The organism is Thermosynechococcus sp. PKX95 (genome assembly GCF_031583295.1).
GTDB lineage: Bacteria > Cyanobacteriota > Cyanobacteriia > Thermosynechococcales > Thermosynechococcaceae > Thermosynechococcus.
In genome coordinates this window covers 1,349,003-1,365,287 of sequence record NZ_CP134171.1, presented here as the reverse complement: position 1 = coordinate 1,365,287, position 16,285 = coordinate 1,349,003, and the positions used below count along the sequence as shown (strand labels likewise).

Genomic DNA, 16,285 nt, shown 5'->3' with positions numbered 1-16,285 from the left:
CAATCATGAACCCGACGACTCGCACATTAACACCATCCCCGCTGCACTTCCGCATTGAGGACTATCACCGTTTAGCTGAACTCGGCTTTTTGGGCGAGGATGATCCCATCGAATTAGTGCGGGGGGAACTGATTAAGATGGCGGCTAAGGGGACAGCCCACGAAACCTGTATCACCCGACTCCTGCGGGTCTTAATGCCAATGGTGGGTGAGCGGGCAACCCTACGCTGTCAATCGCCGATTGTAATTGCAGATCACAGTGAACCTGAGCCAGACATTACCCTTGTTGACAATCGGGAGGATGATTACGCCACGGCGCATCCGACAGCAGCGGCAGTGCAATTGCTAATTGAGGTGGCGGACTCTTCCCTAGAGTACGATCGCACTGTGAAATTGATGCTCTATGCCGAGGCAGGGATTCCCCACTACTGGCTTTTTAACTTGGTGGATCGCACTCTCGAAGCCTATAGTGAACCAGCGCAAATTACACCGACAACCTTTGGGTATTTGAATCGGCGAATTGTGCCCGCGACGGGAGCGATCGCCCTGCCGATCACTGAACAACGGCTCCCCTTGAGTCGTATTTTCCCCTAGACTTCTGCAAAAACCGTTAATAGTGGCTGTTTTGGGAAAGACCCTTGATATAATCGCAACGATTCTCTTATTGACGACGCTATGAGCCACTGGCAACAGATTACGGGTGGTGTGACTGCCGCCAAAGGCTATCGAGCTGCGGGCATTGCGGCAGGACTGAAGGCTTCGGGGGCACTGGATTTGGCCTTGATTGTTTCCGATGTGCCGGCGATCGCCGCTGGGGTATTTACGACGAACCACATGTGTGCGGCACCTGTCACCTACTGTCGTCAACGGTTACAAACGAAGGGAACAGCGCAGGCGATTTTGTGTAATTCCGGTCAGGCCAATGCGGCTACGGGAGAACAGGGCTGGCAGGCGGTTTTCGCCCAAGCAGATATGGTGGCAACGGCCTTGGGGGTAAGTCCAGAGATGGTGCTCGTGGCTTCGACGGGGGTCATTGGTCAACCCATTCCTCTTGAGAAAATGCGCCAAGCTCTACCGACACTGACAGCGAACTTGAGTGATGCAGGTGGAGATGCCGCGGCGCGGGCAATTATGACCACAGACTTGGTGCCCAAGCAAATTGCCCTCGAAGCCGAGTGGGAGGGGCAGCCCATTCGCATTGGTGGCATGGCCAAGGGGTCAGGGATGATTCACCCGAATCTGGCGACGATGCTGGCTTTTATTACCTGTGATGCTGCTGTGTCGCCCCCTCTGTGGCAGGAGATGCTGCAACGTGCCTGCGATCGCTCCTTCAATCAAATTACCGTTGATGGCGATACCAGCACCAATGACAGTGTGATTGCTTTGGCCAATGGACAATCGCGCACCCCTGCGATTACGGCGCCGGGCGCAGCAGCCAGCCGCCTTGAGGAAATGTTAACGGCGGTCTGTGTCCATTTAGCCAAGGCGATCGCCCGTGATGGCGAGGGGGCGACCTGTCTCATTGAAGTTCAGGTGAGTGGTGCCAGTGATGATGCCGCTGCCCGTCAAGTGGCCAGAACCATTGCGGGTTCAATGCTCGTCAAATCAGCCATCTATGGACGGGATCCCAACTGGGGACGCATTGCCGCCGCTGCTGGCCGCGCTGGGGTGCCCTTTGATGCCAGTAATCTGGCCATTTCCCTTGGGGGAATTGCCATGATGCGCCAAGGTCAACCCTTACCCTTCGATCGCGCCGCTGCCAATGCCTACTTAGTCAATCAAGCCGCCGCTAGTAGCGATCCCAGTGGCCAGCAGTCCCTCGAACAGCCGGTGGTGATTGAAGTCAGTATTGGTCATGGCAGTGGTCGAGGTGTCGCTTGGGGCTGTGATCTCAGCTATGATTACGTTAAAATTAATGCCGAGTACACCACCTAGTCCTACAGCTGGGCAACGAACACAGGGGTGTCCCCACGCCGCCGGCCTTAATGAAAATTTTAATTGTTGAAGACGATCAAACCATCGCCAACTTAATTGCCGAATCCCTAGCCCATCAGCGCTACACCCCTGAAGTGGTACATGATGCCGAATCAGCTCTTGAGTATTTAGAGGCCACTGCCTTTGACCTACTGATTTTAGATCTGGGCTTACCGCGCATGGACGGCCTAAGACTGTGCCAAATCCTTCGCCAGAGAGCCTACCAGCTGCCTATTTTGATCCTAACGGCTCGAGACACCAGTACTGACAAAGTCATGGGTCTTGATGCCGGCGCCGATGACTACCTAGTCAAGCCCTTTGATCTGGCTGAACTGTTGGCCAGGGTACGTGCCCTACTGAGGCGTCAGTCGTTACCATTTTCCTCTGTTCTTAGGTGGGGCGCCCTCACCCTGTATCTAGACAAAGCCAAAGTCACCTATAACAACCAAGAGCTCCAGCTGACCCCCAAAGAGTATGCCATTTTGGAGGTGTTGTTGCGTAACGGCAGTCGCATCCTTAGCCGCTCAGCAATTATCGATCATGCGTGGTCATTAGAGGAAGTGCCAGGGGAAGAAGCCGTTAAAGTACACTTAAAGAGACTGCGGCACAAACTAAACGCAGGCGGGGCTCCTCCTAATTTTATTGAAACTGTCTATGGTTTTGGCTATCGGCTTAATCCCAACTTTGAATCGCCAAGTTAGCAATCTGCGGCATCGCCTGTTTTTTATATACTTTTTGGTGATTACTGGAATTTTATCTATCTCTTCATTCTCAATTTACTCTCTGATTGTTTATCACCGCTACAATCAACTCGACGATCATCTAAAAGAAGTAGGCACCCAGTCTGCAAATATCTTGGAAATCCTGCAGCACGAGTATGAAGAGTTAAAGAAAGAACCAAAATATAAAGGGTATGTTCCTAAAAATGTTTCAGGAGACTTGCAACCAATTACAGTTTCTCAATTAATGGGCAAGTATTATTTTGAGTCTGTCTATGAAGTCATGACAAACTTCCCCAGTCATTTTTCTCAGAGTGTTCAATGGTATGACAAGGATAAGAAATTAATTGTTTATGAAGGCAGAAGGATGGACAAAGTGAGTATACCGAATCATCTTTCTGACGCTGGAACAATTGTCAAAGAAGATCAATATCGCTATTTCTTTCTGCCGGTATATGCCAGAGCAAACAAAATGGAGCCTCATCGCCAAGCCATTGGCTATGTCTGTGTCATAGAATCAACCGCTGAGTTAGATCGGGAGCTAGAATACTTAAAATCTATCTTTCTATTGAATATCCTCGGCATTAGTATGATTACGCTTTTGGCAGCATTTTGGTTAACTAATCAAAGTCTTCAACCGATTCTCATTTCACTCAATCAATTAAAACAATTCACTGCAGATGCCTCCCATCAATTGCGACATCCCCTAACGGCAATTCAATCTTCGATTTCCTTGCTAGAGCAATACTCCAAGAATCTTGAACCATCCCAATCAAATAAATTCAAAGTAATTTTATCCGCCTGTTACCAGATGAATACCTTGATCAATCAGCTATTGCTCCTAGCGCGTATGGATCATCATAAACTTGATCAGAGTCAATGGGTCAATGTTGACTTGGATGAGCTATTGGAGTCACTCGTTGAGCTACAGTACGATCGCGCTAAGAAAAAACAGATTCATCTGACCTATCACTGTGATACCAATGCCTATGTCTATGGCAATCCTGAACAAATTTATGAGATTTTTAGCAATCTTTTGGATAATGCGCTTCACTATACCCCTAGCCATGGGGCTGTAACCATTAACCTCAAAAAAAGGGGGGCGTTTGCGATTGTTGAGGTTCAGGATACTGGCATCGGTATTCCTCCCGAAGACATCTGCCAAGTGTTTAATCGCTTTTGGCGTTCTCAGGAGGCACAGTTGTACCATGCCCAAGGCTCAGGGTTAGGTTTAGCAGTGGTGAAGGCGCTGGTTGAGCACTATGGGGGCACGGTAGACGTCCAGAGTCAGCGGCATCAGGGAACCACCTTTACAGTCAAGCTCCTCGCCCGCTCCTAAGTACAGCAACCTTCCCTAGATTGTTACTTTTCTTGAGCACAATCATAGAGTAAAAGCCCATTGAACAAGGAGCAACCTATGAATAGTTACGGTTCAAAAGCCCTCTGCCTATTTGTCTCCCTAGGATTGGCAAGCACAATGGCGAGTTGCAGCAATCTCAGTGCCGGTAATGAAGAGGGAGGGGTCTCCTATGAGTTTCCAGCGCCGGCTGCCAGCGCTTCTGCTGTCGCTGCTACGAAAAACCGAACCATTGGCTCCAGCATTTACCTGATGGCCGAAGGAGGTGAATGGGGCGAAGGCGAGGAAGGTGGAGAGGGTCGTTATCGACGCCGACGCTGGTGGTCCTATTCCCATTCGTAAAGTTAGAGCAGGAAGTCCGAATTCCGAGGTGAGGAATCTACAACCTTCAGGCCGGGGAGGATGTCAACCTTGTTTTTCCTCCCCCCAAGTTGTTGTCTTTATGGGTCAGCCCCTAGGAAAGCGAGCCAATGCTACTGCAAGTCCATCAAGTCTTAACCTCTGAAGAACTGCATCGCCTAAATGCCATCCTTGAGTCAGGGGTCTTTGTAGATGGCAAATTGACTGCCGGGCTCTATGCAAGAACGGTTAAAGACAATCAACAATTGGCGCAAGACAGTGAAGCGTATGCGCTGGCTTCAGAAATCGTGCTTGCAGCCTTAACAAGGAATCATCTCTTCCAAGCCTATGTACAACCTAAGGTCATCCGTCCCATCCTTTTTAGCCGCTACGAACCCGGCATGGTCTATGGCACCCATATGGATAATGCCCTAATGGGTAGCGGTGAGCAGTTGAGTCGCTCTGATGTGTCCCTCACCCTCTTTCTGAGTGATCCTTGTACCTATGAAGGGGGAGCCTTGGTTCTCGATACCAGTTTGGGCGAACAGTCCTTTAGGTTGTCTGCGGGCTCAATGATTGCGTATCCAGCCATCTTTTTGCATCGAGTGGAACCACTGAGTCAGGGTGTTCGCCTTGTAGCAGTCACATGGGTGCAAAGTTTAGTTCGAGATCCCTTGGAACGAGAACTGCTGTTTGAACTGGATACTGTTCGTCGCAGCATTTTTGAAAAACAGGGAAAAACCATTGAGTTTGACCTGCTTTGCAAGGTGCACGCCAATTTACTGCGCAAATGGGCAGATGTTTAAGCCAAGGTATTCCTTTCAGGAATCTACTGAGTTGAATGGAGACGGGCGAGAATGAAAATACGTCAACTGCATCGTCAAGTCGCGATCGCGCTGTGGCTGCCCTTGGGGTTAACGATGTGTACCGGATTGGCCTATCGGTTGGGTCGCAGTTGGTTAGGACTATCCAAAGACTTTGGCAAATTGATGATGACAATCCATACGGGCGCCTTTTTGGGGGAGTCCTTCAGTTTGCTCTATGTGCTCTGCTTGGGCTTAGGGGTGGTCGTACTGACCGTCAGTGGTTTTAGGTTAATCAATCCCAGACGACTCAAGCAGTACCACCGGCTGGCTCAGCCAAGCAGCAGCCTGAGACTCATCCATCAGTATGGAGCTATTGTTGTCTTGCTGCCGCTTTTGGTGAGTGCCATCACAGGAGTTGCTTACCACTTGAGTCAACAGTGGCTGCATTTGCCAAAACAGCAGCTGGCTGTCTTACTCCAGATCCATGAAGGAGCCTATTTGGGTGTTGCCTTCAAGCCTCTCTACATCTTGGCGCTCAGTGGCGTCTTGCTCCTGATGTTTTTAACGGGCTGGAAAATGCGCGGTAAGCGCTTCGGGTGATCTCGCCAGCAGCACCGCCTAGATGGTGGGGATCGCTTACTCAGATTCCTAAGAACCTTCTGCCCTTGGTTGGCCTCTTGACCATAGCTGCTTCAGTACAAGGGAGCTTTGATTGCCAACTACGACGACTCCATTGAGGGCACAATCGGTGCTGAACAGAGGCTCGAAATTTTTGGACGATCAACAGCGAGTCTTCTAAAACAGGTTTCCAGTTGAAATAAATTTGCAATAATAAATAGGGGAGCACGACAGTGTTCACAGGCTCCCCAATCCTGCCGATCGCCCCAGAACATCCTAGGAGAACGCCAGCAAAAATTTACGAGGATGTTATCGATGGCAACAATTGGCTTATTTTATGGAACCCAAACTGGCAACACCCAGATGATTGCAGAGAAAATCCAGTCCGCCTTTGCCAATGCTGCGGTGGTAGAACTGCATGATATAGCATCAGCAAGTCCCTCTGACTTTGAGGCCTACGATCGTCTGATTATCGGCTGTCCAACGTGGAATGTGGGCGAACTTCAAGCCGACTGGGAGGGCTTTTACGAGGAGCTAGACAGCATTGATTTCACTGGCAAAAAAGTGGCCTACTTTGGCGCAGGAGATCAAGTGGGCTACGCTGACAACTTTGGCGATGCCATTGGTATTCTTGAGGCAAAAATTAGTGAACGGGGTGGTGAGACGGTAGGATACTGGTCGACGGCGGGGTATGAATTCAATGCCTCCCAAGCGCTGCGGGGAGATCGGTTTGTGGGTTTACTCATTGATGAAGACAACCAGTCCGATCTTACGGATCAACGCGTTCAGCAGTGGGTCGCACAACTCAAGCAAGAGTTTGGTCTCTAGACGGTTTTGGGGCAACTCAGTGAATGCGGGGTTGCCTCTCTTTTGAATTTTGATAATAGTAATCATTCCGTTTTTGGGTATGGGAATGATGTCCGTCCCCCTCTATACACCTATTGATCCAGCCACAACTGTGGCGAAAGCCTACCCAGCTTCTGAACTAGGCCGCAACGCATCCCTCGTGCTGCGGGAGCGTGTTTGGCTGATTCAAACAGGGATTATTGAGATCAACCTCGTCGACAGCGACGGCAACCTCTGTTTTATTGGGTTAGGGACGGCGGGAATGGCCGTTTGTGGCTCCCCTGATCTTTGCTATGAAATACAGGCGCTGAGCCCAAGTCGCCTCCTCTCATTTACGGCCGCTGAGGTACACGCATCTGCCCACTTGCCACGCCTCATTTGCGAGGGGCAACAGTATCGGCAGTACTACAGTGATCTGTTACTGAAGGCCGGTCATTATCCCACTGCTGTGCAGCGATTGTATGAAGTTTTAGTGGTTTTGGGGCAAATGATTGGGGTCAGCACCCCCGCGGGTGTTCGCCTCCCTGTGCGGCTCACCCATGCCCAACTGTCCCGCTACACAGGCATTACTCGGGTAACCGTAACCCGCTTGCTCCACCAACTGCGTCAGCAACAGCAGCTCCGCTGGGGGCGCGATCGCCACCTGATTCTTCTTGGCCAAGATTCATGCTGCCCAAAGAACAGGGGTTAGTGTAGCTTAGCCAAGAGCGCCGCTTCCACTTCCTGCTGCAGGGGCTCGGGTTGAAGATCCGTCAGTTGTTCAAGGGCAAAGGCCTTGACCAGCAAATCCTGCGCTTGGCTCACCTCTAGACCCCGACTGCGCAGATAGAACAGATCCTCGCTGGCCAGTTGACTCACCGTGGCACCATGGGAGCACTTGACGTTGTCGGCAACAATCTCCAATTGAGGCTTGGTATCAATACGCGCTTTGTCCGAAAGCAGCAGGGTGCGGTTCAGTTGACTGGCATCGGTTAGTTGGGCAACCTGTGGCACAACAATACGGCCATTAAAAATGCCGTGGGCGCGATCGCCAAGAATGCACTTGTGAATCTGTTCACTGCCGCTATGGGGAGCATTAAAGAACACTGCCGAGTGGGTGTCCATAATTTGGCTATCCATGGCGATCGCCAGTCCCTTCAGGATTGTCTGGCTGCCACTGCCTTGGATCTGCACCTGCCAATTGTGGCGGCTCAAGCATCCCCCCAAATCAACGGCGTGCCCCTCGTAGTCACTGTCTTGGGCTTGGCACACCGCTGTACAGCCAATGTGAATCGCCGTTGGTGATTGGTGTTGAATCCGCACATGGCGCAGGCGGGCACTGGCGCCTAGGGAGAGTTCCGTGACACTGTTGGTGAACTGTTGATCGCCCGTGAGGGACAAAAAGCGTTCAATCAGGGTAGCTTCACCTTGGGCAGCAACTTGAACCGTCAGACGCGGTGACACCACACTCTGCTGCTGCCGACTACTGACACAGAACACCTCCACAGGTTCAGGGAGAGTCCCCGATAGACGCAGACAAACCCGATCCGCAAGCATGGCGGCATTGAGATCGCTAAAGACCTCTGGCGGCGCGATCGCTGGTAGGGAAGGGGGCAATAGCTCAACCCCAGCGGCATTCACACGGGAGAGTTCTCCGCAAAAATAGCCATCAATCAGAACAATTTGGGCAACGGTTGGAAAGCTGCGCTCACACAGCAGATGCCGCACTTCGGCAACAATTTCTGGATTGAGGGGGGCAATGGGGGCTTGGAAGGATCGCGTCCGTAAAGCCGATAAATCCGTAAAGCGCCAATCCTCATCGCGGGGGGTGGGCAAGGTTTGCTCATGGAGGCGATCGCGGGCCGCTTGCCGCAGGGATTCTAACTCAGCATGGCGCGGGGGCGGTGCGCAGTTTAATAGATCATTGAGTTCATTCGTGCGACTGGCCTTGGGCAGATCCGCTTGATCGGAATTGGCGTTGACTGTAATGGTCATGATACAGCCCCCTCCTCTTCGCGAACCCAGTCATAGCCCCGTGCTTCCAGTTCTAGGGCCAGTTCCTTCGACCCTGTGAGGATAATCCGACCCCCCTCCATCACATGGACATAGTCAGGCAGGATGTAGTCCAGCAGCCGTTGATAGTGGGTAATCAGGAGAATGCAGTTATCGGGACGAGTCAGTTGGTTGACGCCATTGGCGACAATGCGCAGGGCATCAATATCAAGCCCAGAGTCGGTTTCATCGAGAATGGCTAGAGTCGGCTCCAGCAGAGCCATTTGCAGAATTTCGTTGCGCTTTTTCTCGCCGCCGGAGAAACCCTCATTCACCCCGCGATTGAGGAAGCCTTCATCCAACTTCACCAGTTCAATTTTCTCTCGCACCAGATCATCAAAGTCAAAGGCATCCAGTTCCTCGAGACCTTGATGCTTGCGCTTGGCGTTGTAGGCCACCCGCAAAAAGTCGAGATTGCTCACCCCCGGAATTTCAAGGGGGTATTGAAACGCCAAAAAGACGCCTTCACGGGCACGCTCTTCAGGGGGCAAGTCCAAGAGATTCTTGCCTTTGTAGAGCACTTCGCCACCAGTTACGGTGTAGTCGGGATGACCCGCGAGAATTTTTGAGAAGGTGCTTTTGCCGGAGCCATTGGGACCCATGATGGCGTGAATTTCCCCAGCGCGAATCGTCAAGTTCAGGCCTTTGAGAATGGGGGTGTCCTCCACACTGGCCGTGAGATCACGCACCTCTAAAATGACTTCGCTGTCGGGACGAATCACGCCTTACCTCCCTTGCATCGTTCATAATTTTTTAATGTAGCGCAGCAGGCTGGCGATCGCGATTGAGTTTCTTGGCAGAGGAGTATTGACGACAACAGTACACCGGCACCGCTGTCAAACCATGCCCACAGGAGAAAATCAACCACCTTTTATGACACTCTCAACAACCACCATTCCCGAACTGGAACGCCTCCATCAGCAGGCCAGCCGCTGGCAATGCCTCGCACCGCGAGAGCGCATGGGCTATCTTCAAGCCATGAAGACCCTTGCCCATCGCCATGCTCCAGAATGGGTGACCTTGGCCTGTCAAATCAAAGGTATTGACCCCCAGGGGGTTTGGGCAGGGGAAGAATGGACAACAGGCCCTTTGGGCTTAATTCTCAAGCTCGATCACTATCTCCATGCCCTGCGTCACGAGGCAACTCCTCCAGTGCCGCGCTGGCGAACTGCCCCCAGTGGTCAGGCGATCGCTGACATTCTGCCGCGCAATTGGCAAGAGCGTTTACTTTGGTTTGGGGTGAAAGCCGAAGTTTGGCTCCAACCCGATCAACCCCCAAGTCAGGGCAGTGCTTACCGTAACCCACCGCCGCCGGGGGTCGCTGTGGTGCTGGGGGCGGGCAATATCACATCATTGTGCTTGGCGGATGTCCTCTATCAACTGGTGGCGGCCAATCGAGTGGCACTACTGAAGATGAATCCCCTCTTGGCGCCCTTGACGGAGTGTTTTCGCAAGATTTGTGCGCCCTTAATTGAGGCGGGTTTCCTTGAGATTGTGGAAGGAGATGCCGCCCTAGGGGAAGCCCTCTGCCATCATCCATTGACGCAGCACATTCATATTACTGGGTCCCACCACACCTACAATCGTCTAGTTTGGGGGGAAACCGCTGCAGAACAGGCCATTCGCAAAGCTCGCCAACAACGGAAGCTGACCAAACCCGTGACAGCAGAATTGGGAAATGTCACTCCCCTGTTGATCGTTCCCGGCGAATGGACAGCAGCAGAACTGACCTACCAAGCCCGCCAAGTGGCCAGTGCCCTTGTCCATAACGCCAGCTTTAACTGCATTGGGGCGCAAATCCTCGTCACGGCTGCGGGATGGCCGCAGCGAGAGGCATTCCTCAACACCCTGAAGGCACAACTGCAAGCGATTCCCCCTCGCCCTGCCTATTATCCGGGGGCGATCGCCCGCTATGAGTCGTTTCTGGCGGATTATCCCCAAGCCACAGTGCTGAGTCCCGCTGTCGAAGGCACGATTCCCTGGACCCTGATTGAAGGCCTCACCCCCACGGCCAATCCCCGCATTTTCCAAGAGGAGGTCTTCTGTGGTCTGTTGGCAGAGGTGCAATTGCCCGTTAGCGATGCCGCCGCCTACCTCACCACTGCCGTGCCCTTTGTCAATGAGCGGCTCTGGGGTACCCTCGGCTGTAGTCTAATCGTTGATCCGCGTACTGAGGCCAGCTATGCAGACGTGCTGGAACAGGCGATCGCCCAATTGCGCTATGGTTCTATTGCCATCAATGCATGGGTTTCCTTGGCCTATGGGTTGGGCTGTACCCCTTGGGGAGCCTTTCCTGGACATACACCAGCGGCCATTGGTTCTGGGGTGGGCGTGGTTCACAATAGCTTTCTGTTTGACTATCCCGAAAAAGCCGTGGTTCGTGTTCCCTTCCAGTTACCGGTCACGCCCCCTTGGTTCTATGGCCATCGCAGCCTACCCCAACTGGCGCAGGCGGTCATGGACATTTACGCTGGCGGCAATCCCTTGGGTTGGCTGTCCCTCTTGATGGCGGCGATGCGGGGCTAGGCTCATAGCCGAACGGTGACGGTTTTCCCCCCTTGAGGCAGTGTCAACTCCTGTGTGCGGGTTTGGCCTTGGGCTGTCACTGTTAGGCGATAGCGACCAAGATAGCCGCGTCCTTGCCATTGGCCTTGGGCATTGGTTTGACCCGTCACCCTTGTCCACCAGTCCTCAAAAAGGAGTTTGCGGTAGGCGATCGCCGCTGGCTTGGCGGAAAAGTCTTGGCGATAGAGTCCGGCTTGGGGACGCCAATGGTTCCCCGCCCAAAAGCCCCAAAGCAAAATTTCCTTGACTGCGGGGTGGGCAAAACCAATGCGGTAAATTTGGCGCAGGGTCTGGGCCTGCTGTTGTTCGTCCGCCAAACTCACACTCACTTCCGTAATTTTCAAGGGCAGATTGAACTGGGCGAGGGTATCGAGGGCACGCTGCATTTTGGCCTCATCCAAGGGATATTCCAGATGGGCTTGAATACCGATCCCGCCAAGGGGAACCCCTTGCGCCAAGAGACGACGAATCTGCTCAACATAGTCATTCAGGCGATCGCCCTCAATGATGCCGTAGTCGTTGACATAGAGAATCGCATCGGGATTGCCCTCACGGCACCATGCAAACATCTCTTTGACAATGCCCTCACCCAAGCGACTGCGGAAAAAATTGCCATGGAGCATCTCATTGTTGACATCAAATTCGTTGATCCGACCGCGATAGTGGCGACACACGGCAATGGCATGGTTTTTCACCGCTGCGCGCAATTGCTCTGGTGGCAGTGTTTTCAGCCATGGGGGATTAAACTGCTCCACTTCCCAAAAAAGGGTATGCCCCCGCATTGGCCAGCCTTGGGCCTGCACCCAGCTGAAAATGGTGTCAGCCATGGTAAAGTCCAGCTTGCCCTGCTCTGGCTCCAATTGATACCACTTGAGGGCATTTTCATGAACCGCCGCATTGAAGTTTGCCTGAGCCGTTTGTTTGTACCAAGGCGCAGCCGCGGGTGGGGAGGGGCGAAACATCTCGGTGTCAAGGGCAACGCCAAAGGGAAAGGCATGGCTTTGCTGCAGCAGTTGGATGCGGGCATGGGGAATCGGACGGCCTTGGCCATTCTCAACAACGACGGTGAGGGGCGCCTGTCGCAATTGCTCAATTTGCTGGCTGAGGGCATCAGTGGCCACAGAAGAGGCAGAGGTACCACAGGCAACCACTAAAAGAGCGGCCAAGCAACTCAACCAGAGAAAACGGCGCCAGTTCAGCATGAATCAATCCTTAGATCACTAGAGCTTCAGACGGATTGTCGCTATCCTAAGCTCCCTAATGGGTCACTTGAATCCCCTGTTGACGCAGTTGTTCGACAAAAAACTCTTCGAGGGTGGGGCGCGCAAGGCGCAGTTGGAGGATGTTGCCGCCCATCTCTTCAACGAGGGTGAGGAAGCGTTGGAGGGGAATTTTGATCACGCCTTGCCAGCGATCGCCCTGAATTTCTAAGGAATAGAGCCATTCCTGAAGGCCATCCACATGACCGCCTTTGCCCACCACGTGATAAGCTTCGCTACTGCCAAGGAGTTCATCCACACCGCCTGCGCAAATCAATTGCCCTTGCGCCAAAATACCAATGCGATCGCAAATGGCCTCGACATCCGCCAGCACATGGCTATTAAAGAAGATAGTCTTACCCTGCTGTTTTAAAGAAAGAATGATCTCGCGAATTTGGTAGCGGCCAAGGGGGTCGAGACCCGACATGGGTTCGTCCAAAAAGACCACTTCGGGATCGTTAATCAGGGCTTGCGCCAATCCTACCCGCTGCACCATCCCCTTCGAGTAGCGGCGCATTTGCTTTTTGCGGGCATCCTTGAGGTTGAGGCCCACCATTTCCAACAGCAGAGGAATGCGTTCCTTGCGGGTGGCAGCACTGAGGCCAAAGAGTCCCGCCGTAAACTCTAGAAACTCCCAAGCGGTTAAATAGTCGTAAAAGTAGGGATTTTCCGGCAGGTAGCCAATCCGCTGTCGCACAGCGCGATCGCCCAAGGGATGTCCCAGCAGCGTACCCTGCCCTGCACTGGGTTGCACTAGCCCCAAGAGAATCTTCAGCAGGGTGGTTTTACCGGCACCATTGGGTCCCAGCAGGCCAAAGGTTTCCCCTTGGTGCACTTGCAGCGAGACAGACTTGAGGGGCGTGAGCACCGTCCGCAGCCAAAATCCGCTACGGTAGGACTTTTGTAAGTTCTCAACCGCCACCACAGGGGGGCGATCGCCCGCAGCGTCAGCCAGCATATCGGAGATTCACCTCAGGAAGAACGAGGGCGATGGAAATGCAAACCCACCAAAGCATCATAGAGAAAGGGCAAGAAATTCCCTGGTTCCAATATACCAAGGGTTTGTTTGCAGCCGTGGGCATCGAGAAGCGGTTTAACGGCGTAGTAGGCCGGCTGCACTTTGTACCAAGGAATATTCGGCCAGAGGTGATGGATGAGGTGATAGTTTTGGCCAAAAATGAGAATGTTCAGGAGGCGACTGGGATAGACCCGCGCATTGTGCCAGCGATCGCGCTCGGTATGGGGACGATGGGGAAAATAGTCAAAAAATAGCCCCAACATCAGACCCACCACCCCAGCGGGCAAAAACCAATAGTTGAGCACGTAGTCTAAATAGCCATTAAGCGCCGCAAAGGTGACAATGCCCACCAGCGTCAAGCGACTGAGAAACCACTCTAGGAGTTCGTACTTCCGCCAAAGCTGCCGCTTAAAAAAGAAAACCTCGTGGTAGAAAAAGCGGGGCGCGATTAGCCACAGGGGACCCCCTTTGGAAACATAATGGTCGGGATCGTTTTCGGGATCATTGACATGGGCATGGTGCTGCATGTGCACCCGCGTAAAGACAGGGAAAACAAAGCCCAACATCAGGGCACTGCCATGACCCATAATTGCATTCATGATGCGGTTACTGTGGGCAACATTGTGGGAGGCATCGTGGATTACTGTGCCCATGAGGTGCAAGGCCAGCATATTGGCCACAAATGAGACCCAGCCCGGCCAGTGACCCTGAAAGTAGCCCCAAGTGGATAGAATGGCGATCGCAAATGCGGCAAAAAACATCACTAAAGTGGGATTAAAGCCCACTGGTGGACCTAAAAATTCCTTGGGAACCGTGGCCGGGATCGCTGCCTCCGTGATCATCCGCGCGGTCGCTCCTCACATTGTTGCAAAATGTTACCTTCATACTATGTAGGCTAATCAGCGGTACAAAATCAAGTCGCACGATCCCAAAAGTGGGTCACCGCCCTTTGCTCAAGGATGGCCCTAGAACCGTTGCTCTAGTGGAGCCACAATGCTACAAACGCTGCGGATTCAGAACTTTGCCCTCGTTGCGGAGCTAGAGGTGACCTTTCAGCGGGGGTTGAATGTCCTCACGGGGGAAACGGGGGCAGGCAAGTCGATTCTCCTCGATGCCATTGATGCTCTCCTTGGGGGGAAGCTCTCGGCGCGGCAATTGCGATCGGGGACAGAGCAGGGCTGTATCGAAGCTATTTTCACCCTGACCCCCCCAGTGAGAGACTGGCTGGCCACCCTAGAAATTGATGCTGAAGGGGATGAGGTGATCTGTAGCCGCGAGTTTAGTCTCAAGGGGGAAACCTTTCGCAGTCGCAGCCGGGTCAATGGTGTGCTAGTGAATCGCCAGCAACTTCAGGAATTGCGGCGGCACCTTGTGCGCCTGACAGCTCAAGGACAGGCAGTGCAACTGGCCAGCGCTTCTCAACAGCGGGATTGGCTCGATCGCTATGGGGGCGAGGCCTTAATGAGCCAGCGGCAGCGGGTGGCAGACGCCTACCGAGTATGGCAACAACGGCAACGGGAATTGCAGAATTTTGCCGCTCAGGAACAGCAACGGCTCCAGCGACTCGACTTACTGCACTTTCAACTGCAAGAACTGCTGCCGGCTGCCCTAGACGACCCTGAAGAACTGACCCAATTGCAACAGGATTACCAACGCCTCAGCCATGTGCAGGAACTGCAAAGCCAAAGCCAACAGGCCTATCACCTCCTCTACGAAGGGGAACCCAGTGTGGTGACGTTGCTGGCGCAAGCCCAAGGGGCACTGCAATCCATTGCCGACTGGGATCCAGCGCTTCAGCCGATGAGCGAATTGTTAGAGGGGGCGATCGCCCACACCGAAGAAGCCGCCCGCCAACTGCGCAGTTATGCTGATCGCCTCGATGCGGATCCAGCTACGCTCGATGCCCTAGGTCAGCGCATTCACCAATTACAACGCCTGTGTCGCAAGTATGGCCCTGATTTGGCCAGTGTTATTGCCTATCGCGATCGCATCCAAGCAGAATTAGCAGCCCTGAGTCAACAATCCATCAGCCAAGAGCGCCTAGCGGCAGAAGTTGCCCAACTGCGGCAGGCCCTTGAACAAGCCAGTGCTGAACTTCACGAATTACGACTAAGGGCGGCAGAACGCCTCGAACAAGACCTCCTTACCCACCTTTGCCCCCTTGGACTTCCCCAAGCCCGTTTTACTGTGCAGTTGACGACCACAGAAGCCAGTAGTAGCGGCAGTGATGAGATTACCTTTCTCTGGAGCGCCAACCCCGGTCAACCCCTGCAACCCCTTGGGGAGGTGGCCTCTGGCGGTGAAATGAGCCGATTTTTACTGGCGTTGGAGACCTGCTTGACGACACAGCAAACACCGAAAACGCTAATTTTTGATGAAATTGATGTCGGGGTCTCTGGCCGCGTCGCGGGGGCGATCGCCGAGAGTTTAAGCCGATTGGGGCAAACCCATCAGGTGTTGTGCGTTACCCATCAATCCTTGATTGCGGCAGCGGCTGATCATCACTATTTGGTGCAAAAGGACATTGATCCCAGTACCGCCACAACGGTAATTCGTGTGCAATACTTAACCAGTGAGGCACGTGTCCAAGCCCTTGCGGATTTAGCGGGGGGCGATCGCTCGGCAATGGCACTGTCATTTGCCAGTGGCCTATTGGCACAGCAACAACGCCCCTTTCCGCCTAACGCCAAAGGAATTAGCATGAAAACCTAACCATTTGATGTCCATATCCTTACAGTAAAATAAGTTTGATAG

At 53.1% G+C, this 16,285-nt stretch carries 16 protein-coding genes; 11 read left to right on the top strand and 5 right to left on the bottom strand.

What is annotated here, in order from left to right; translation table 11 throughout:
* The first annotated feature begins 5 nt into the window (after window positions 1-5).
* From RHH81_RS06570 to RHH81_RS06530, 9 genes are all read left to right on the top strand, one after another.
* Window positions 6-593, top strand: a complete 588-nt coding sequence (locus RHH81_RS06570; protein WP_206199485.1) for a Uma2 family endonuclease — start codon at window positions 6-8, stop codon at window positions 591-593.
* Window positions 594-674: 81 nt separating this feature from the next.
* Entirely contained in the window at window positions 675-1,934 is a 1,260-nt protein-coding gene (argJ, locus tag RHH81_RS06565; RefSeq protein WP_206199484.1) for a bifunctional glutamate N-acetyltransferase/amino-acid acetyltransferase ArgJ, read from the top strand.
* Between the two features lie 50 nt (window positions 1,935-1,984).
* The gene (locus tag RHH81_RS06560; RefSeq protein ID WP_149818035.1) at window positions 1,985-2,674 is read left to right on the top strand and encodes a response regulator transcription factor; all 690 of its coding nucleotides are present in this window, start codon (window positions 1,985-1,987) and stop codon (window positions 2,672-2,674) included.
* A complete protein-coding gene (locus RHH81_RS06555) occupies window positions 2,628-4,031 on the top strand; it encodes a HAMP domain-containing sensor histidine kinase (RefSeq protein ID WP_310438347.1) in 1,404 nt (467 codons plus the stop codon). The genes RHH81_RS06560 and RHH81_RS06555 overlap by 47 nt, the downstream gene beginning before the upstream one ends.
* Before the next feature lie 138 nt (window positions 4,032-4,169).
* Window positions 4,170-4,391: a hypothetical protein gene (locus RHH81_RS06550; protein ID WP_206199482.1), complete on the top strand. Its 222-nt coding sequence runs from the start codon at window positions 4,170-4,172 to the stop codon at window positions 4,389-4,391.
* 128 nt (window positions 4,392-4,519) lie between these two features.
* Window positions 4,520-5,194 (top strand): Fe2+-dependent dioxygenase, encoded by a 675-nt coding sequence (locus RHH81_RS06545; RefSeq protein ID WP_310742790.1) that lies wholly within the window; start codon window positions 4,520-4,522, stop codon window positions 5,192-5,194.
* A gap of 51 nt (window positions 5,195-5,245) precedes the next feature.
* On the top strand, window positions 5,246-5,794 hold the full coding sequence (locus RHH81_RS06540) for a PepSY domain-containing protein (protein ID WP_310742789.1): 549 nt from the start codon (window positions 5,246-5,248) through the stop codon (window positions 5,792-5,794).
* 333 nt (window positions 5,795-6,127) lie between these two features.
* Complete coding sequence (gene fldA / locus RHH81_RS06535) at window positions 6,128-6,640, top strand: flavodoxin FldA (RefSeq protein WP_302677848.1); 513 nt, start codon at window positions 6,128-6,130, stop codon at window positions 6,638-6,640.
* Window positions 6,641-6,725: 85 nt separating this feature from the next.
* A complete protein-coding gene (locus RHH81_RS06530; protein ID WP_206199478.1) occupies window positions 6,726-7,349 on the top strand; it encodes a Crp/Fnr family transcriptional regulator in 624 nt (207 codons plus the stop codon).
* Here the strand turns inward: RHH81_RS06530 and sufD are convergent.
* Together sufD and sufC are read right to left on the bottom strand one after the other, a co-directional pair.
* Window positions 7,346-8,632, bottom strand: a complete 1,287-nt coding sequence (sufD, locus tag RHH81_RS06525; RefSeq protein ID WP_310742788.1) for a Fe-S cluster assembly protein SufD — start codon at window positions 8,630-8,632, stop codon at window positions 7,346-7,348. The two genes, RHH81_RS06530 and sufD, sit on opposite strands and share 4 nt — an antisense overlap.
* Window positions 8,629-9,411 (bottom strand): Fe-S cluster assembly ATPase SufC, encoded by a 783-nt coding sequence (gene sufC, locus RHH81_RS06520; protein WP_206199476.1) that lies wholly within the window; start codon window positions 9,409-9,411, stop codon window positions 8,629-8,631. The genes sufD and sufC overlap by 4 nt, the downstream gene beginning before the upstream one ends.
* A 151-nt stretch (window positions 9,412-9,562) precedes the next feature.
* On the opposite strand from sufC, the gene RHH81_RS06515 reads away from it, so the two are divergent.
* The gene (locus RHH81_RS06515; RefSeq protein WP_310742787.1) at window positions 9,563-11,215 is read left to right on the top strand and encodes an aldehyde dehydrogenase family protein; all 1,653 of its coding nucleotides are present in this window, start codon (window positions 9,563-9,565) and stop codon (window positions 11,213-11,215) included.
* A gap of 2 nt (window positions 11,216-11,217) precedes the next feature.
* Here the strand turns inward: RHH81_RS06515 and RHH81_RS06510 are convergent, their stop codons facing one another.
* From RHH81_RS06510 to crtR, 3 genes are read right to left on the bottom strand one after another with little or no spacing between them, the layout of a single operon-like run.
* Entirely contained in the window at window positions 11,218-12,456 is a 1,239-nt protein-coding gene (locus RHH81_RS06510) for an endo-1,4-beta-xylanase (RefSeq protein WP_225901509.1), read from the bottom strand.
* A gap of 55 nt (window positions 12,457-12,511) precedes the next feature.
* Window positions 12,512-13,471: an ABC transporter ATP-binding protein gene (locus RHH81_RS06505; RefSeq protein ID WP_206199474.1), complete on the bottom strand. Its 960-nt coding sequence runs from the start codon at window positions 13,469-13,471 to the stop codon at window positions 12,512-12,514.
* Window positions 13,472-13,485: 14 nt separating this feature from the next.
* A complete protein-coding gene (gene crtR, locus RHH81_RS06500) occupies window positions 13,486-14,370 on the bottom strand; it encodes a beta-carotene hydroxylase (RefSeq protein WP_399364977.1) in 885 nt (294 codons plus the stop codon).
* A gap of 154 nt (window positions 14,371-14,524) precedes the next feature.
* Here crtR and recN point away from each other — a divergent pair, with 154 nt between their 5' ends.
* Window positions 14,525-16,243 carry a DNA repair protein RecN gene (gene recN / locus RHH81_RS06495; RefSeq protein WP_310742786.1) on the top strand — a complete coding sequence of 573 codons (1,719 nt, stop codon included), beginning with the start codon at window positions 14,525-14,527 and terminating at the stop codon, window positions 16,241-16,243.
* Window positions 16,244-16,285 lie beyond the last annotated feature (42 nt).